The organism is Escherichia sp. HH41S, assembly GCF_009820115.1.
GTDB lineage: Bacteria > Pseudomonadota > Gammaproteobacteria > Enterobacterales > Enterobacteriaceae > Escherichia > Escherichia coli_F.
The window spans coordinates 120666-138888 of the sequence record NZ_VNXE01000098.1 but is presented as its reverse complement, the minus strand read 5'-3'; the positions used below and the strand labels follow the sequence as shown (position 1 = coordinate 138888).

Here is an 18223-nt window from a genome sequence, read left to right as displayed (position 1 = left end):
TTAATCCTTACTTAGCGCATACACCGTCTGACCACGCAGCGTGAAGCGGCGCTCAAGGTGGCTAAAGTTTTCAGAGTGACCCGCAAACAGCAATCCGTCGGGTTTAAGGAGCGGAACAAAGCGGCGCAAAATCTCCTGCTGGGTAGTTTGATCGAAGTAGATCATGACGTTACGACAGAAGATCGCATCAAACGGCCCCGGCACGGTGTATTGTTTCGCCAGTAAATTCAGCGGGGCAAAATCAACATAGTTCGCCAGCTCCTGACGCACGCGTACCAGCCCTTCATGCGGTCCCGTCCCTCGCATGAAGTACCGCTGCAGTTGCTGCGGCGTCAGATTTTTCAGCTCTTCATGGCGATAAATACCGCTTCTGGCTTTTTCCAGCACTTCGGTGTCAATGTCGCTGGCAAACACTTTCCAGCGTCCGGGCGCGGTGCCCAATGTGTCAGCCAGTGTCATCGCAATGCTGTACGGTTCTTCGCCGGTCGAAGCCGCCGCGCTCCATACACGATACTCGCCAGAACGACGCCGGGCATGATCTGCGAGCAGAGGAAAATGATGCGCCTCACGGAAAAATGCTGTCAGATTCGTGGTCAGCGAATTGATAAACGCCTGCCACTCACCGCTGTGCTGATTAGATTCCAGCAAGTTCAAGTAATGGCCGAAATCTGTCAGTCCCAGCGAACGCAAGCGACGAACTAATCGGTTGTAGACCATGTCGCGTTTATGGTCGGCCAGGACGATCCCGGCTCGTTGATAGATCAATTGACTTATCCGCCGAAAATGCGCGTCGGAAAGCGCCAGGCGCTCGGTCATCTGTAACAATAAAGACGTTTGCCCACAGGGCAGAGATGAAGTCATAGCGCCTTCTCAATCACTTCAGGATACCACTGGCGCAATATGTAACTGCGCCGACTCATGTCGTGCTACTTCATGTTCTTCAAGGGTAAATACCGCCACACGCGACGAAAGATGGTCAGCCTGGTTCGCCAGTTGTTCCGTTGCCACCGCCGCTTCTTCTACCAGGGAGGCGTTCTGCTGAGTCACCTGATCCATCTGGCTGACAGCCTGTGCAACCTGCTCAATCCCCCGCCGTTGTTCTTCCGACGCCGAGGCAATTTCTCCCATAATGTCGTTCACGCGGGTTACTGAACTGACAATATCGGTCATGGTCCCGGCGGCGTTATTCACCAGTTTCGAACCCTGCTGGACACGATTGACAGACTCTTCGATCAGTCCTTTGATCTCTTTTGCCGCCTGGGCGCTACGGCTGGCAAGATTGCGCACTTCACCTGCCACTACCGCAAAACCACGCCCCTGCTCTCCGGCGCGAGCCGCTTCCACTGCCGCATTCAGGGCCAGAATATTGGTCTGGAAAGCAATGCCGTCGATAACGCTGATAATGTCGCCAATTTTTTGCGAGCTGGTGGCGATTTCCTGCATGGTGTGAGTCATGGTACTGACCTGGACACCCCCCGCCTGCGCCGTTGTCGCGGCTTTTTTTGCCAGTTCCGAAGCCTGTTGCGCGTTATCGGCGTTTTGCCCTACCGTGGCGGTTAATTGCTCCATACTGGCGGCCGTTTGTGCCAGCGATGCCGCCTGCTGTTCGGTACGACTTGAGAGATCGTTATTGCCTGCAACGATCTCCGCGATACCAATGTGCATCTCCTGGCTTCCCTTACGCACATCACTCACCGTCCCACGTAAAGCCTGCTGCATGGTCTTCAGGCTGGCAAAAATGGCGGTGATCTCATTGCGACCATATACCGCAATCGGACGCGCCAGATTACCCGCAGCAATGCTGTCAAAATGGCTACCGATGATGGCCAGTGGTTGAACAATCATCTTGCGCGTCCACCACAGCGCACTGCTGATGTAGAGCGCTGCAACAATAATCATGCTGATAAACACCAGCGCCGAAATCTGATAGTTACGCTGGCTTTGCGCACTGGCGGCTTCCAGCACATGGTTGATCTCCTGCTGCCAGGCCTCAAAGTTAACGTCAAACGCATTCTGTGATTCCTGCACCGGCGCAGTGAGGAAATCCGAAAGTTGATTACTTTCAAGCCAGGTCGCCTGATGTTCGAGATCGTTGTGCCAGCGGGCAAAACTTTTCTCCGTCTCTTTTTGCAACGCCCTCACGTGCTCGTTGCCCGCAGTCATCGCCATAAAACTTTTAAATAACGTAGAGGATTGCGTCAGACTGGCGCGCGCCGTCGTCATCAACGTTTTAATGTCATCTGCCGGATAGCTAAGCGCCGTCAGAGTGCCCGCTTTATTCAGCGCGGTGCTGGCCTGTAACATCACCGCCCGAGTTTGCGCTAATGCCGCACGTTGCTGATTGCTCTGCTCGACCTGATTCAATCGTTGCAAATCATCGCGAAATGCCCAAAAAGACATGCCGTTACTGCCAATCTGCAAGATCCCGCAGAGAATCAAAATTAAAAACAGCGTGGTCGAAATTCGAATACGATTAAACATCAACGCTCCCCATCAGGCGGCAATGACCGCGTTAGTCAATGCTCGTTAAAATGTTTCCCAGTTTGGATCTTGTTCTGCAATTCGCAGTCGTGGCTGTGCCAGTGGTTGCTCACTGGCAGGACGGGATGGTGTTTGCGGTTTATTGGTGAGTGGGCTGGCTGCCAGACGGAACGCGGAAACCGCTTGCGTTAAACGACTGGCCTGTTCTTCCAGCGCAGCTGCGGCGGCAGCTGATTCCTGCACCAGCGATGCGTTCTGTTGCGTGACGCGATCCATTTCCGAAACCGCCAATGCGACTTGATCGATGCCGCGGCTCTGTTCATCTGATGCCGATGCAATTTCGCCCATAATGTCAGTCACGCGAGTGACAGCATTGACGATATTGTTCATTGTTTCCCCGGCGCTTTCGACCAACACCGAACCGGTATCAACGCGCGAGACGGAGTCTTCAATGAGGGCTTTGATCTCTTTTGCCGCCTGGGCGCTGCGGCTGGCAAGATTACGCACTTCGCCCGCCACCACGGCAAAACCACGGCCTTGTTCACCCGCTCGCGCGGCTTCAACAGCGGCATTCAGCGCGAGGATATTAGTCTGGAAGGCAATACCGTCGATAACGCTGATAATGTCGGCAATTTTCTTCGAACTATCGGCGATCTCATGCATCGTTTTCACTACGCCATCCACTACTTTGCCGCCATGCTGGGCGGTGTCGGAGGCACTTTGCGCCAGTTGCGAGGCCTGGCGGGCGTTATCGGCATTTTGCTTCACCGTCGCGGTGAGCTGCTCCATGCTGGCAGCAGTTTCTTCCAGCGCGGATGCTTGCTGTTCAGTACGAGAGGAAAGATCGGTATTGCCCGCCGCAATTTCACGGGTACCGACATAGATGGCATCTGAACCTTCGCGCACATGAGTGACGGTGTCAGTCAAAGAGCGTTGCATATGTGAAACGCTCTGCGCCAGGTCGCCCATTTCACTGCGCCCGTCAATGGTCAGGGTATTCGCCAGGTTACCACCGGCGATTTCGCGAATGTGAGCAATAATTTTTGCCAGCGGTGTAAGCAACATACGGCGAATGCCGTACCACGCCACCAGCAGAATTAATACCACCACCAGCGCAATAACCGCCAGTTGCCACTGGGCAAATCGGTAATCATCTGCGTTGTCAGTGACGATATCGCGATACAGTTTTTCACTGCTGAGGGCGTACTGAGCAAACGCTTCGCCCATTGCATTTTGCATTCCCTGGGTTGGCTGAGCGAAATAAGCTCCAGTATTGCCATAATCAAGATAATCAATCAGTTCAGTTAATGCTGTGTGATAGTTTTTATATTTTTCATCAATATTACGACTGGTAGCGACCATTTCAGGTAACGGCGCCATGCTTTTGAATTTTTTATAATGTGTCGCGGCCTGGGCCAAAGTTTTCCTGGCGCTATCGAGCAATTCAACTTTGGCGTTACTTTGTTGATTGGAGGAATCCATCATCATCCGCACCGCTGATCGACTCAGGTTAATGCGCGTTTGCAGCATTAAATCCCAGGTTGACGTCAGCTCGCCCTGCTGTTCCCGTAATTGATTGGAAACCACAAAGCTCTTCTGGCTATGGTGAAGGGAAGAAAAAAACAGACTGCCGGAAATAAGCTGTAACAGTGCGAATACCCCCAGCACCATTACCAACAGCGTGACTACGCGGATACGGTTAATCATAAGGCACCTTCCTGAAAACAAGTTGATCTCGTTATCGGCAAGGAAGGGGGAAACTTTATTGCTGATGCCACCCACCGCGAAACTGAAATAAAAAACCCGATGCGCAGGTCATCGGGTTCATTGCAATTGAGGAAATCAGGAGAATTACGCCACTTCTGACGCCGCGCTATCTAACAGCGCCATCTCTTCGCTGTTCAGCAGTTTTTCGATGTTCACCAGAATCAACATGCGGTCACCCAGTGCGCCCAGTCCAGTGAGATATTCTGTTGAAAGAGTCACGGCAAATTCCGGTGCCGGACGAATTTGCTCCGCCGTCAATGAAAGAACGTCCGAAACCCCGTCCACTACGATGCCGACTACCCGCTGCCCGAGATTCAGGACAATAACTACTGTGTTGTCGTTATAGTCCACATCCACCTGACTGAACTTAATTCGTAAGTCGACAATCGGCACAATAACACCGCGCAGATTAGTGACACCTTTGATAAACGCTGGCGTGTTTGCAATCCGTGTCACCTGATCGTAACCACGGATCTCCTGCACTTTCAGAATATCAATACCGTACTCTTCGTCACCAAGGGTAAATACCAGGAATTCCTGGCCTGACGGCTCGCTGGCCAGCTTTGTTACATTCGTCATACCGGTCATATTGTTACCTTTTTACTCATTCAGGCGGCGGTGTTCGCCATACGTTGTTCGCGGTTTATCGCCTGCAAGGCGGAGACATCAACAATCAGTGCCACGCTGCCGTCGCCAAGAATGGTCGCAGCAGAAATGCCGGGGACTTTGCGATAGTTACTTTCAAGGTTTTTAACCACAACCTGGTGTTGACCAATTAATTGATCCACCAGCAAGGCGTAGCGGCGACCGCCACTTTGTAAGATCACCACAATTCCCTGAGTAGCTTCGGTTTTCGCGCCCGCGACGTTGAACACTTTCCACAGTTCGACGATGGGCAGATATTCACCCCGCACTTCCAGCACCCGCTCGCCACCTGCCAGTGGATGCAGATCGGCTTCACGGGGTTGCAGTGATTCCATGACAGCATTCAGCGGCAGAATGAAAACTTCATCCGCAACGCGTACGGACATGCCGTCGAGGATTGCCAGCGTCAGCGGCAGTAAAATGCGGATCGTAGTGCCAGTACCCTGCTTCGACTGGATTTCGACATGACCGCCCATCTCCTGGATATTACGTTTAACGACGTCCATGCCGACGCCGCGCCCGGAGACGTCGGTGACCTGCTCCGCCGTGGAGAAGCCAGGTGCAAATATCAGCATCGCGACTTCGTCGTCGCTCATGTTTTCGCTGACGGTCAAACCTTGCGAGGCCGCTTTTGCCAGAATTCGCTCACGGTTTAGCCCCGCACCATCATCGGTCACTTCAATACAAATGTTGCCGCCCTGATGTTCGGCAGACAGAATTAAATTTCCGACACTGTTTTTACCTGTGGCGAGCCGTTTTTCTGGCAGTTCAATACCGTGATCGAGGCTATTGCGTACCAGGTGGGTCAGCGGGTCGATAATGCGTTCTATCAGGCTCTTGTCGAGTTCAGTGGAACTGCCCACCAGCGTCAGTTCTACCTGCTTGCCGAGTTTTCCCGCCAGATCTCGCACCAGGCGGGGATAGCGACTAAAGACATACTCCATCGGCATCATGCGAATCGACATCACTGATTCCTGCAAATCACGAGCGTTACGTTGTAACTGCCCCATGCTGGTAATCAAATCACCATGATTAACCGGGTCCAGTTCGCTGGAACGCTGGGCAAGCATGGACTGGGTGATGACCAGCTCGCCGACGAGGTTAATTAATTGATCAACCTTTTCTACCGCTACACGGATGCTGGTGGATTCACTGCTGCGCGTCGTTTTTTCCCGCTCCACGCGACCGGTTGGCGCTTGTTCGGCTGCCAGTTTAAGCACTGGTGGGGGGGATATTTTTGGCGAGACTTCTACTGTTTCAAAGGTAATCTGATCGGCCTCGATCACAAAACAGAGTACCGCTGTGATGTCATCTTCGGCAATGTCGCCCGGTAATATTGCCGAGAGAGAATCCGCCCCCTTTACCACGTCAGTTAGGGTTGTCAGATGTCCCAGCTCTTCTTCCAGCAGGTCGACTTCCCCGGCCTTCAGGCGCGAGAGGATAATTCGACGCGGTGACTGACAGCGACTCTGCTCATCTTGCGGTTCACTTTTGGCAACCACACTTAATCGGGTCACTGCGGATGGCGTTTCGCCTTTCGCTTCTAATGCCAGTTGACGCAAGGCCTGGCAGATATAATCGAAGCTGGCGGCATCCGGCTCTTGCGACTGTTTATAAGCGTCGAGCTGTTCTTGCATGATGTCCTTCGTTTCCAAAAACAGATTGATAATGTCGGTGTTGAGTTGCATCTCACCTCGTCTGGCTTCGTCGAGCAGGTTTTCCATCAGATGCGTGGTTTCCTGCAAAACGCTGAAGCCAAAGGTTCCTGCCCCTCCTTTGATCGAGTGGGCAGCCCGAAAGATGGCATTCAATTGTTCGGCATCCGGCGCTTCCGGCTGCAAAACCAGCAGATGCTGCTCCATGTCAGCCAACAGTTCGTCCGCTTCATCAAAAAATGTCTGATAAAAATCGCTTATATCCATGCTCACGCTGTCACCTCGGTTCGGCTGATGGCATTGTGGGAACACTGACCTGTGGTGCAACCTCAGGTTTTTCCAGGGCGCTTACTGGCTCATTCTGGCTTTCGGCGTTTTCATGCAAAATGGCCTGTTCGGCTTGTTTGTTCAGTACCAGCAGGCTGATGCGACGGTTGACAGCATCATCAGGACCGCGATCGCTTAAGCGCATCGTTGCCGCCATGCCGACGACACGTAACACTTTGCCGCCATTCAACCCGCCAACCATCAGTTCGCGGCGGGATGCATTGGCCCGATCGGCAGAAAGCTCCCAGTTGCTATATCCTTTCTCACCACTGGCGTAAGGGAAATCATCGGTATGACCCGAAAGGCTAATACGGTTGGGAATACCGTTCAGTACGGGCGCGATGGCGCGCAGAATGTCGCGCATATAGGGTTCGACGTCGGCACTGCCGGTTCTGAACATCGGGCGATTCTGGCTATCGATGATCTGAATACGTAGACCTTCCTGGACCAGATCGATTTTGAGATGTGGACGTAACGCCCGCAGTTTCGGATCGGATTCAATCAACTGGTCGAGATCGCCACGCAATTTCCGCAATCGACTTTGCTCCATGCGTTTTTTCAGCTCTTCGATGTTCGGCTGCTTATTCACTTCCCCCTGGCTTTGGGTGTAATCATCACCCCCACCGGGAATTGGGCTTTCACTATTAGAAATGCGATCGCCGCCCGTAACCGCAGTCGCCAGTGGAGTCCGGAAGTACTCCGCAATCTGAATCAGCTCTTTTGGGCTGGAGATGGAGATTAGCCACATCACCAGAAAAAAGGCCATCATCGCGGTCATAAAGTCGGCATAAGCAATCTTCCACGATCCATGTGCTGCCCCGTGGCTTTTGGTTTTGCGTCGTTTGACGACAATAATCGGATGCGCTTGATTCTTCATGCTTCCTCGGTTGTCGTCTGTTGTTGCGGATTTTTCACCGCACGCACATGCTCTTCCAGTTCAATAAACGACGGACGTTCGCTGGAATAGAGCGTTTTGCGACCAAACTCAACGGCGATAGGCGGTGCGTAACCGTTCAGATTAGAAAGCAGTGTGACTTTGACGCATTGCATCATTTTGCTGGTTTCGGCGCTTTTCTGACGTAAAACACTCGCTAATGGGGAAATAAATCCGTAAGCCAATAAAATACCGAGGAAAGTCCCCACCATCGCATGTGCGATAAGCGCCCCCAGCTCGGCGGCAGGACGATCGGCTGAACCTAACGCGTGAACGACCCCCATCACAGCCGCGACAATACCAAACGCCGGAAGTGAGTCCCCGACCAACGCCAGACTGTTCGCCGGGACTTCTGCTTCGCTTTCGTGCGTCTCAATCTCTTCATCCATCAGGGCTTCAATTTCGAAGGTATTCATGTGACCGCTGATAATCAGGCGCAGATAATCGACGATAAAATCAAGCATGACGCTATCCGCAAGGATGCGTGGGTAGCTGGCGAAGATCTCGCTCTCACGGGGATTTTCAATATCGCGTTCCAGCGAAAACATCCCCATCTGCCGCGATTTCGCCATCAACCGATAAAGCAGAGCCAGCAGATCCATATACATTGCTTTGGTATATTTGGAGCGACGAAATAGTAACGGCAGCGCCTTCAGCGTGCCTTTAATCGCTTTGCCATTATTGCCGACGATAAACGACCCAATCCCTGCACCGGCAATAATCACCAGTTCAGCGGGTTGATAGAGTGCTCCAAGGCTTCCACCGGTCATCAGATAACCGCCGAAAACTGTACCGAGAACAACCAGGTAACCTAATAAGATAAGCACGACATCATCCTTCCACTGTTGACCATGACAGGATGTTCAGTCGTCAGACGTTAACGCGCGATTGGGGCAAAAAAAAGCAGCGGTACGTCGTTACCGCTGCTGGAATGTTTCGCCACACCGTATCAGTTAAACAGCCTGTACTCTCTGTTCATCCAGCAGTTGTGGGATAATATCGGCAGGATTCTGGGAAAGTTTACGTCTTTTTACTGCCCGGGATGGCGGCTGACATAAGCTGCAGGCAAAGCTGCCAACAGGCTGATGAGCGTGGGTAATAAAATTGCCGCCGCAGCAGTTGCAGCTGGAAAGTTGCAGTAATCCACTTTCAACAAACCGTACCAATGTCCAGGCACGGGTTAATGCCAGTAGCGGTCCTTCTTCTGCTTGCGGGCACTGTTCAAGGTATAAACGGTAGGCTTTGATTACCGCATCGACGCCATTACACAAGCCGGTTTTCAGTAAAAACTGCCATGCGTTACAGAACATCGAAGCATGAACGTTTTGTTCCCAGGTCATAAACCAGTCGGTTGAGAATGGCAGCATGCCTTTCGGCGGTGGGCTTCCGCGCAGTTCTTTATAGAGTTTTATCAGGCGTCCGCGACTTAACTGTGTTTCGCTTTCCAGCATCTGCAAACGAGCGCCCAGGGTGATCAATTCCATTGCCAGCTGAATATCCCGCGCTTCCTGAACAATGCTTTTTTCACTCATGATCACGCCCTTTTCTTGCGCAGCGCTTCTTCAGGCTGATTAACATCATTCAGCAAGCGTGTTGAGAGCATGATGCCGGTATGAATTTGCTGGAGATCGTCAACGCGGGAATCTTGCGTCAACTGAGTAATCGTCTGGTGGCTGTCAAAACGGAAGTGACAAACCAGTTGATTGGTTTCCGCCAATTTAACCATTTGCGGAAGAGTCAATGTTGCTAACGTTGTCGCCATTTCTTCATTTATGCCGAGACGAAACATAGCGGACGCTTTGTCCTGAACTATCAGACGCTGTGCAAGTAGTAAATATGACAAGTTGATGTCATAAATGTGTTTCAGCAACTCGGAGGTATGCATTATTCCCACCCAGAATAACCAACTTTATTTTTATGCGGTCTCACCGCACCCCGTGATGTCGCCGGGAAGCCCCGGTAAAAAATAATTAGCATTAGAATAGTTGCGATAAGCTGCAATAGGCAGAGCCCCTTTTTTGGATTTAATAAGTCCTTACAAATAGAAGGGGCTCTTTACACTTATCTAAGATTTTTCCTAAATCGACGCAACTTTACTCGTCACTACACTCACATACAACGGAGGGGGGCTGCGATTTTCAATAATGTGTGATGCAGATCACACAAAACGCTCAATTACTTAACATAAATGTATAAGTCATACTTTTGTTTTGGGTGTATTTCAATCTGTTAAAAAGTTTTTCGCTACGATAGCAAGTAAAAATGAAACAGGAATAATCGAAATGGGATGTTGCGCACAGTTAAAATAACTCACCGTAAATAATCATCTGCTATAAATAATTGCTTTAATGCAATACCCGATAAGCTATTTTTAAACAGACACTTACCGCACAACAAACTAATTAAATACAAAGAAAGGCAACAATCAACTTAATGTTAATAAAATGTTTTACATATATTAACCACTTGTTTGATATGGAGAATCAGTACATTATTTTCTTATAATTACAGTTGAAATCATATGATCACCGAGAGTGATTGATTAATTGTATTTACTAATAATCACACTAATATTTACCTGTTTGACTGAGTTGGGATTGCGTCGATTCTCCATTAGGAGTAAAGCTTTAATGTCACCTGAAGTTCACAGAATAAGGAACAGGTTATGAGCTATAGCAATATTCTTGTCGCCGTTGCGGTTACACCGGAAAGTCAGCAACTGCTAGCAAAAGCGGTATCTATCGCCAGGCCAGTAAAGGGACACATCAGTTTAATTACTCTCGCTTCCGACCCGGAAATGTACAATCAATTAGCCGCGCCGATGCTTGAAGATTTACGCAGCGTGATGCAGGAAGAAACGCAAAGCTTTCTTGATAAGTTAATTCAGGATGCGGAGTATCCCGTTGACGAGACGTTTATTGCCTACGGTGAGTTAAGCGAACATATTCTGGAGGTTTGTCGCAAACATCATTTCGATTTGGTGATTTGCGGTAATCACAATCACAGTTTCTTTTCGCGAGCATCCTGCTCGGCGAAAAGAGTGATTGCCTCAAGTGAGGTCGATGTGCTGTTAGTTCCACTTACGGGAGATTAACCGCACTTACGCAAGCTTAGGAAAGGTAGCAACTTTATCGCGCTGCTGGCTTTCCGCGCTTCGCGGAACTATCTGCTTTAGGTCGCTAATGAAGCACTCCTGCCAGTGGTTAATATCGTTTTTCACGATAACGTCCAGCATTTCTGCATGACGGGAAATACGTTCCGCCAGCGACATAGTCAATGCACGATCCAGCGCAGCTGCAACTTCGTCACGATCGTAGGGATTAACAATTAACGCCGACGTTAACTCGTTTGCCGCTCCCGCAAATTGCGAAAGAACAAGTACGCCCGGGTTGGCTGGGTCCTGAGCGGCAACATACTCTTTTGCCACCAGGTTCATCCCGTCACGCAGTGGCGTCACTAAGCCCACGTCAGAGTAGCGGAATATTTTCATCAGTAATTTACGGTCAAAATGCTGATTCAAATAATAAAGCGGCGTCCAGCCTAATTGCCCATATTTACCATTAATTCGTCCGGCTTCATTTTCGAGCTGATGACGAATATCCTGATAGGCTTGCACATCACCACGCGACGTTGGCGCGATCTGGGTATAACGAATTTTACCGTGATGTTGCGGATATTTTTCCAGTAACGCTTCATAGGCGAGAAAACGCTCCGGCAAACCTTTGGAATAATCCAGTCGTTCAACAGAAAAGATGTTCTGTACGTTTTTCAGTTCCGCTTTGAGTTGCGCCAGTTTTGGCGGCAGTGGTCCGGCAGCCTGTTTCGCTATTTCTTTCGGCTCAATACCGATCGGGTAAACTTCTGTTCGAAACGCTTTGCCGCAGGCCGTATGGCTTTTTGCGCTACGCGTCGTGACACGGGTCAGGTTAGAAAGGCAATCCAGGAACGCCAGACGATCGTTTTCTGTCTGGAAACCCAGCAAATCATAATCACAAAGCTGTTCAAGCAAGGTGTCATATGTCGGCAGCGCGTTGAAGATTTCCGGTGTCGGGAAAGGAATATGCAAAAAGAAACCAATGCGATTATTCACCCCTCTTTTGCGTAATTCATGCGCAAAGGGCAACAGGTGATAATCGTGGATCCAGATAATGTCATCGTCTTGCAACAGCGGCAGTAATTTATCTGCCAGCAACGCATTTACGCGTAGATAGCCGTCCCAGGCAGGACGCTGAAATTGCACCAGATCGAGGCGATAATGAAAAGCAGGCCAGAGAACGGCATTGGAGAATTGGTTGTAGTATTCGTCAAGGTCCTGTTCGCTGAGGTTAAAAGAGGCCCACGTAATGTTACCCTTTTTCACCTTTTTTAGTGGCTGATCCTCATTTCCTGTTTCGCCACTCCAGCCAAACCACAGTCCACCTGCGGCTTTCAGTGCCCCCAGTATGCCAACGGCAAGGCCACCGGCACTGGCGGCGTGCTCGTCTGGTGGTGCAATCCGGTTAGATACTACGACTAAACGACTCATAGTCATCACTCCTGTTATTTTCTCTTTTTTGTTGTAATGCGGTGGTTATCATTTCAAGCCAGCTCCAGACATCCGGCACGGCCGCCAGTCGCCATGATGCCTGAGTTGCGCCTGTGCCAATTTTTACTGACATTCCGCCCAGCCGGTTAACGACTGCGAAGCCAGATTCATCGGTTAAATCATCGCCCAGAAATACCGGCGTTCGCCCGATAAAGGGAGCTTCCTGCATAAAGGCAGCAATCGCCTCACCTTTACTGGTGCCTCGCGGCTTGATCTCGACAACACACTTTCCCTGCTGTAACGCCATTTGTGGCCAGATCTGGGTAATACGTTGCGCTAATGTCATTAATGCGTCTTCATGCTGCGGAGCCTGACGATAATGCAGCGCAAAGGCCATCCCTTTCGTCTCCAGCTCCGCGCCGGGAAGCTGGGCGATAGCCGTATGCAGTTGCACGCTAATATCACGCGCAATCGCATCCGGCAGATGAACGATATGCGTTTTACCATTGATGTCACGGCGCTCCGCCCCATGCACGCCCGCTAACGGGAAGCGATAAGGTTTTGCCAAAGCGTCAAGCTCTACCATTGAGCGCCCTGATATCAATGCCAATGCACCATCACTTGCGGTTGCCAGTAGCTGAAGTCCTTGCAGAATATTGTCAGGCACGACGACCTGATCGGGATGCGGTTTGATTTCCGCCAGCGTTCCATCGAGATCAAAAAACCAGGCATATTTCGCGGATAGTTCAGGGGTTTCGGTTAACGGTTCTGTCACCCGGTTCTCCTCCTTCTCTTTTCTTATTGTGTTGCGCAGAACGCGCTTTACAGACATGTAAGTATAGACAGTGTGACGGGGGTCGCCATTTGTAACGAAGAACAGCCAACCGTTGTGGCGGCTGGCTGTGGTGGGAAAAAACGCTAAATTGTTGCAGAAAAAAGCATCAAACAGTGCGTTTCGCTTTTTGCTTGTAACGGTCGAAGATCACCGCTGCCAGCAGGATTAAGCCGCGAACCACGTACTGGGCGAAAGGAGAAATATTAAGCAGGTTCATGGCGTTTTCCACGGTGCCTAAAATTAAGATACCCGCCACCACATATGAGATTTTTCCGATGCCACCTTTCAGAGAAACGCCACCTAAAACGCAGGCGGAGATAACAATCAGCTCATAACCAATCGACGTCATTGGCTGCCCACTGGTCATACGTGAAGCCAGAATAATTCCGGCTATCGCTGATACCAGACCAGAGAGAACAAAGATAATAATTTTGGTGCGAACAACCGGTACACCCGCCAGACGCGCAGCCTCTTCGTTCCCGCCAATCGCCAGGGTGTTACGCCCAAAGGTGGTTTTATTCAACAGCAAACCAAAGACAATCAGACACGCGACGGTAAGCCAGATTGGCGCAGGCAGACCGAACCAGTTGGCGTAACCAAGGGCAAAGAAGCTTTCATCTTCGATACCGACCGCTTTACCGTCTGAAATGATGTACGCCAGACCTCGAACAATCTGCATCGTTGCCAGTGTCGTGATCAGGGCATTTATTTTCAGTTTGGCGATAACAAAGCCATTGACCAGACCACAGAGAACGCCCAGCAACAAACCCGCTGCCACGCCAATCCACAGGCTTTCAGTCAGGTTGATAACCACCGCCGTGGTGACACCCGCACAGGCAATTACGGAGGCGACAGAAAGGTCAAAGTCACCGGAAGCAAGGCAGAACAACATGCCACACGCCACCATCCCCGACATAGAAATTGCCAGGCCCAACCCTTTCATATTAATGAAGGTGGCAAAATTTGGGACAAAAATGGCACAGGCGATAAAAAGCACCGCAAACACCACCAGCATGCCGTACTGATCCCAGATACGCCCAAAGCTGAAAGACGACTTAGGTGCGCCAGAACCCGATGTAGAAACAGAAGACATCATACTCTCCTTACTCAGGCAACTGCCTGGCTGACTTTAGGCATTGCAAGGCTTAATGCCTGACGCTCATCTGCCTGCTCGTGTAACAATTCACCGGCGATTTCGCCTTCGCGCATCACCACAATCCGGTCGGCAACGCCGAGGACTTCAGGTAAGTCGCTGGAGGCAAACAGCACCGCCACACCCTGCGCTGCCAGCGCATAAATCACGTTGTAAATTTCATGCTTAGCACCAACATCAATGCCGCGCGTAGGTTCATCCAGCAAAATGACCTTCATCTCTTCCGATAACCAGCGGCCCAGAATGGCTTTTTGCTGATTTCCGCCTGAAAGATTCATGATCAGTTGCTCTGCGCCCGGCGTTTTGATGTTGAGCGAACGAATGTGGTGATCGGCATTGTTTTCTTCCCAACCGTTGTTGATTACACAACCGCCGAGCACATGTTTGCGTCTGGCACTGATGTTGATATTGTCGCGAACGGAGTGCACAGGAATAATGCCTTCCGCTTTACGATCTTCCGGGCAGAGCATCATGCCTGCGGCAATGGCATGACCCGGTTTACGGATATCGATCGGCTGTTGGTCGATATAAACCTGACCGGCGGTGATTTGCGTCCCGCCAAACATGCCTTTCATTAATTCACTGCGCCCGGCCCCCACCAGACCAAACAGACCGACAATTTCACCACTACGAACCGCCAGACTTATTGGCGTACGCACGCCTGGTGCTTTCACAGCATCAAGACGCAGCCGCTCCTCGCCATAACTACGCGGTTGCCAGCCGTAGATATCGCCGATGTCGCGCCCGACCATCGCCTGCACCAGCGCGTCATGATCAACCTGCTGCATATCGGTAAAGGTTTTGACATAACGCCCATCTTTAAAGACGGTGATGGCATCACTGAGGGCAAATATTTCTTCCATACGGTGAGAAACATATAAGATCACGCGCCCTTCTTTACGCAGTTCACGAATAACGCGGAAAAGATTGTCGATTTCACGGGCAGAAAGGGAACTGGTTGGCTCATCAAAGGCGATGATTTTGGCGTTACGCGCCAGCGCTTTGGCAATCTCAACCATCTGCCACTGACCAATAGAGAGATATTTCAGCGGCGTATCCGGGTCAATATCCATACCAAGATGTTTAAGTTGTAAACCCGCTTCATAATTCAGCAGTGAGCGATTCACTATGCCGCCTTTATGAGGAAGCTGGCCGAGATAGATGTTTTCCGCGACGGTCATTTCCGGCACGAGATGCAGTTCCTGATAAATAATCGCCACACCCGCGTTAAGTGCCGCGGTCGTGTCGGAAAAGGACATTTCTTGTCCATTAATCACTACAGAACCCGTGGTTGGCGCATAGTTGCCGCTGAGGATTTTTAAGAGAGTTGATTTTCCTGCGCCATTTTCACCCATCAACGCATGAACCTGACCGGCATAGCAGTCAAAACTAATATCCGTCAGCGCCTTAACGCCGGGAAACGTTTTACCGATGCCGCGAAATGAGAGATACGGGGTAGACTGTTGCATAACGTCTCCGTGAATCACTGGTCGTTCACACCCCCTCTGCATCATGCAGAGGGGAATTTTTCCGGCAAATTACTTACCGCCTAAACCTTTTTTCTCCAGTTCTTCTTTAAAGTTGTCACGCGTGATCAGTACCACGTCGGTAACTTCGGTAAATTTTGGCGGTTCAACGTCTTTTGCTACCCAGTTGTAAAGCATTTCACTGGATTTATAGCCATGTACGTCCGGGCTTGGCAGCAGGGAACCGTAGAAGCCGGTTGCCTGTGCTTTAGACAGTTCGCTTACTGCATCCACACCGTTAATACCAATACCGATGATATCGGCTGCTTTAAAGCCCTGACCTTCGGTTGCACGTACGCCGCCAAGTACGGTGCTGTCGTTCATACCGACGATCAGCCAATGTTTAACTTCCGGATGTTGAACCAGCATTGAGTTGGCAGCGTCAAATGCCCCCGGGATGTCGTTAGATTTGGTAGGTACCTGATAAATTTGTTTTTCCGGGAATCCGGCCGCTTTCAGCGCATCCATAGATCCCGTAGTACGGCGACGTGCCGTATCCAGTTCGTTGGCGGTAATCGCCATCACCGCGCTTTCTTTGACATCCCAGCCACGTTTCTGCATCTCTTTATACAGTTCCTGGCCCTGACGTTCGCCAATTTTAGTCGCCGCCATCATCACCAGAGGAACGGTATCCATTGGCTTACCTTTGGCGTTAACAAACTGGTCATCCACGGCAATGACTTTCATATCGTAGCCACGCGCTTTCGCCACAATGGCAGAGCCGAGCTTCGGGTCCGGAGTACAAATAACGAAACCTTTTGCGCCACTGGCTGCCAGGCTGTCGATCGCGTTCAATGTTTTTTCGCCATCCGGCACGGCAATCTTAATAACCTCAAACCCTAAATCCTTCCCGGCTTTATCGGCAAACTTCCATTCGGTCTGGAACCACGGCTCTTCCGGTTGCTTCACCAGGAAACCGAGCTTCAAGTTCTCCGCCATAGCGGATTGTGACATAACGGCTGCCAGACCAATGGCTGCCAGGGCTTTAGTAAATTTGTGCATGGTTCTCTCCAGCTTTAGTGTCGTTTTGTGTAGGGCAAAAACGAATATCTCTCGTTAATTTAATCGGAAAACAAAGCATTACCTTTTAACTAAAAGATAAGTAACTGTGTTGACATAGTTTTAGCGAGAAATTAATTCTCCATAGGAGAGCAATATCACATCGCAGAATTACAGTGAGAACGTGCATAAATTTAGCGGGAAAAGACATAGAGAAAGGCTCATTTGTCAGACAAATCATCGAGTACACAGCAGATTAATCCATAAGATTAGCCTGGAAGTCCTTGTTGTGTTTTGTACCCATACGGAACGTCTTCTTTTCAACCAGCCAATTGGCCACATTACCTGGCGTTGAGCTTTTGAAATGGTGTAATAACCGCAACTCAAAGATGTGGAAAATGAGCGTCATTCATTTCGCCATTAATTATCACCGTGCTCATTAATTAACAGAACACGTATACTGAGAGCCATATCGCAAAAATGAAAAAACGTTTTAAAAAATCATCGCTTCATCATGAATTCAAATCCCCCTATTAATATCAACAAGATACAAAAAGCATCATCATTAAAATTCATCGCAGTTACATTGATTTCATCAATGAAATGTAAAAATATATAAACTTGATGATTTAAGCATTTTCTTATACCCGTTCAGACGTTATTCTTATTTCAGATCATCGTCAGAATTGACTCCACGATCACATTTCGGACCGGCAGAAAGGAATTATTCTGCAAACAGTAATTATGGTGTTTTGATTTATCTTGCACCTCTCCACTTCTGGATATAAGGATATTAGGTATGGCAACCGCTGGAATGCTTCTCAAACTCAACTCTCAAATGAACCGCGAGTTTTACGCATCCAATCTCTACCTTCACCTGAGTAACTGGTGTTCTGAACAGAGTCTGAACGGCACCGCCACTTTCCTTCGCGCCCAGGCACAGAGTAACGTGACCCAAATGATGCGCATGTTTAACTTTATGAAGAGTGTCGGCGCTACTCCCATCGTTAAAGCCATTGATGTTCCCGGTGAAAAACTGAACTCACTGGAAGAACTTTTCCAAAAAACGATGGAAGAATATGAGCAACGTTCAAGCACGCTGGCGCAGTTAGCCGATGAAGCGAAAGAACTGAATGATGATTCAACCGTCAATTTCCTGCGCGATCTGGAAAAAGAACAGCAGCATGATGGCCTGTTGCTGCAAACCATTCTTGATGAAGTGCGCAGTGCGAAACTTGCGGGTATGTGCCCTGTGCAGACCGACCAACATGTTCTGAATGTCGTGTCACACCAGCTGCATTGATCATACATCGGCGCTAATGCATTGCGCCGATGAAGTTTTTGAGAAACCGCTGCCTCATCTGTTTGAAGCAGCG

General features: G+C 50.0%; 16 protein-coding genes. 2 read left to right on the top strand and 14 right to left on the bottom strand.

What is annotated here, in order from left to right; translation table 11 throughout:
- The 9 genes from cheR to flhD all read right to left on the bottom strand — a co-directional run bounded on the left by cheR (position 1) and on the right by flhD (position 9694).
- Positions 1-861: a protein-glutamate O-methyltransferase CheR gene (cheR, locus tag FQZ95_RS19900; protein WP_000204337.1), complete on the bottom strand. Its 861-nt coding sequence runs from the start codon at positions 859-861 to the stop codon at positions 1-3.
- Positions 862-879: 18 nt separating this feature from the next.
- Entirely contained in the window at positions 880-2481 is a 1602-nt protein-coding gene (gene tap / locus FQZ95_RS19895) for a methyl-accepting chemotaxis protein IV (protein ID WP_160530570.1), read from the bottom strand.
- Between the two features lie 45 nt (positions 2482-2526).
- The gene (tar, locus tag FQZ95_RS19890) at positions 2527-4188 is read right to left on the bottom strand and encodes a methyl-accepting chemotaxis protein II (protein WP_160530569.1); all 1662 of its coding nucleotides are present in this window, start codon (positions 4186-4188) and stop codon (positions 2527-2529) included.
- 144 nt (positions 4189-4332) lie between these two features.
- Positions 4333-4836 (bottom strand): chemotaxis protein CheW, encoded by a 504-nt coding sequence (gene cheW, locus FQZ95_RS19885; protein WP_000147302.1) that lies wholly within the window; start codon positions 4834-4836, stop codon positions 4333-4335.
- 20 nt (positions 4837-4856) lie between these two features.
- Positions 4857-6821 (bottom strand): chemotaxis protein CheA, encoded by a 1965-nt coding sequence (cheA, locus tag FQZ95_RS19880; RefSeq protein WP_072157041.1) that lies wholly within the window; start codon positions 6819-6821, stop codon positions 4857-4859.
- Between the two features lie 4 nt (positions 6822-6825).
- Positions 6826-7752, bottom strand: a complete 927-nt coding sequence (motB, locus tag FQZ95_RS19875) for a flagellar motor protein MotB (RefSeq protein ID WP_160530568.1) — start codon at positions 7750-7752, stop codon at positions 6826-6828.
- Positions 7749-8636, bottom strand: a complete 888-nt coding sequence (motA, locus tag FQZ95_RS19870) for a flagellar motor stator protein MotA (RefSeq protein ID WP_000906336.1) — start codon at positions 8634-8636, stop codon at positions 7749-7751. The genes motB and motA overlap by 4 nt, the downstream gene beginning before the upstream one ends.
- A 126-nt stretch (positions 8637-8762) precedes the next feature.
- A complete protein-coding gene (gene flhC, locus FQZ95_RS19865; protein ID WP_001291603.1) occupies positions 8763-9341 on the bottom strand; it encodes a flagellar transcriptional regulator FlhC in 579 nt (192 codons plus the stop codon).
- A gap of 2 nt (positions 9342-9343) precedes the next feature.
- On the bottom strand, positions 9344-9694 hold the full coding sequence (flhD, locus tag FQZ95_RS19860; protein WP_160530567.1) for a flagellar transcriptional regulator FlhD: 351 nt from the start codon (positions 9692-9694) through the stop codon (positions 9344-9346).
- 780 nt (positions 9695-10474) lie between these two features.
- Here flhD and uspC point away from each other — a divergent pair.
- Complete coding sequence (gene uspC, locus FQZ95_RS19855; protein ID WP_160530566.1) at positions 10475-10903, top strand: universal stress protein UspC; 429 nt, start codon at positions 10475-10477, stop codon at positions 10901-10903.
- Between the two features lie 6 nt (positions 10904-10909).
- Here uspC and otsA read toward each other — a convergent pair whose 3' ends face one another.
- The 5 genes from otsA to araF all read right to left on the bottom strand — a co-directional run bounded on the left by otsA (position 10910) and on the right by araF (position 16850).
- Positions 10910-12334, bottom strand: a complete 1425-nt coding sequence (gene otsA, locus FQZ95_RS19850) for an alpha,alpha-trehalose-phosphate synthase (protein WP_001559270.1) — start codon at positions 12332-12334, stop codon at positions 10910-10912.
- Positions 12309-13109: a trehalose-phosphatase gene (otsB, locus tag FQZ95_RS19845; RefSeq protein WP_160530565.1), complete on the bottom strand. Its 801-nt coding sequence runs from the start codon at positions 13107-13109 to the stop codon at positions 12309-12311. The genes otsA and otsB overlap by 26 nt, the downstream gene beginning before the upstream one ends.
- Positions 13110-13275: 166 nt before the next feature.
- Positions 13276-14262, bottom strand: coding sequence for an arabinose ABC transporter permease AraH (araH, locus tag FQZ95_RS19840; protein ID WP_001306740.1), 987 nt, complete (start codon positions 14260-14262; stop codon positions 13276-13278).
- 14 nt (positions 14263-14276) lie between these two features.
- Entirely contained in the window at positions 14277-15791 is a 1515-nt protein-coding gene (araG, locus tag FQZ95_RS19835; RefSeq protein WP_105271412.1) for an arabinose ABC transporter ATP-binding protein AraG, read from the bottom strand.
- Positions 15792-15860: 69 nt separating this feature from the next.
- Complete coding sequence (gene araF, locus FQZ95_RS19830) at positions 15861-16850, bottom strand: arabinose ABC transporter substrate-binding protein AraF (RefSeq protein WP_000548675.1); 990 nt, start codon at positions 16848-16850, stop codon at positions 15861-15863.
- A 796-nt stretch (positions 16851-17646) separates the two neighbouring features.
- On the opposite strand from araF, the gene FQZ95_RS19825 reads away from it, so the two are divergent.
- Entirely contained in the window at positions 17647-18150 is a 504-nt protein-coding gene (locus tag FQZ95_RS19825) for a non-heme ferritin-like protein (RefSeq protein ID WP_000179469.1), read from the top strand.
- The last annotated feature ends 73 nt before the right edge of the window (positions 18151-18223 follow it).

Bases quoted from the DNA above. Each gene is read 5' to 3' on its own strand.
- cheR (WP_000204337.1), bottom strand. From the start codon at position 861: ATGACTTCATCTCTGCCCTGTGGGCAAACGTCTTTATTGTTACAGATG.
- tap (WP_160530570.1), bottom strand. From the start codon at position 2,481: ATGTTTAATCGTATTCGAATTTCGACCACGCTGTTTTTAATTTTGATT.
- tar (WP_160530569.1), bottom strand. From the start codon at position 4,188: ATGATTAACCGTATCCGCGTAGTCACGCTGTTGGTAATGGTGCTGGGG.
- cheW (WP_000147302.1), bottom strand. From the start codon at position 4,836: ATGACCGGTATGACGAATGTAACAAAGCTGGCCAGCGAGCCGTCAGGC.
- motB (WP_160530568.1), bottom strand. From the start codon at position 7,752: ATGAAGAATCAAGCGCATCCGATTATTGTCGTCAAACGACGCAAAACC.
- flhC (WP_001291603.1), bottom strand. From the start codon at position 9,341: ATGAGTGAAAAAAGCATTGTTCAGGAAGCGCGGGATATTCAGCTGGCA.
- flhD (WP_160530567.1), bottom strand. From the start codon at position 9,694: ATGCATACCTCCGAGTTGCTGAAACACATTTATGACATCAACTTGTCA.
- uspC (WP_160530566.1), top strand. From the start codon at position 10,475: ATGAGCTATAGCAATATTCTTGTCGCCGTTGCGGTTACACCGGAAAGT.
- otsA (WP_001559270.1), bottom strand. From the start codon at position 12,334: ATGAGTCGTTTAGTCGTAGTATCTAACCGGATTGCACCACCAGACGAG.
- araH (WP_001306740.1), bottom strand. From the start codon at position 14,262: ATGTCTTCTGTTTCTACATCGGGTTCTGGCGCACCTAAGTCGTCTTTC.
- araG (WP_105271412.1), bottom strand. From the start codon at position 15,791: ATGCAACAGTCTACCCCGTATCTCTCATTTCGCGGCATCGGTAAAACG.
- araF (WP_000548675.1), bottom strand. From the start codon at position 16,850: ATGCACAAATTTACTAAAGCCCTGGCAGCCATTGGTCTGGCAGCCGTT.
- FQZ95_RS19825 (WP_000179469.1), top strand. From the start codon at position 17,647: ATGGCAACCGCTGGAATGCTTCTCAAACTCAACTCTCAAATGAACCGC.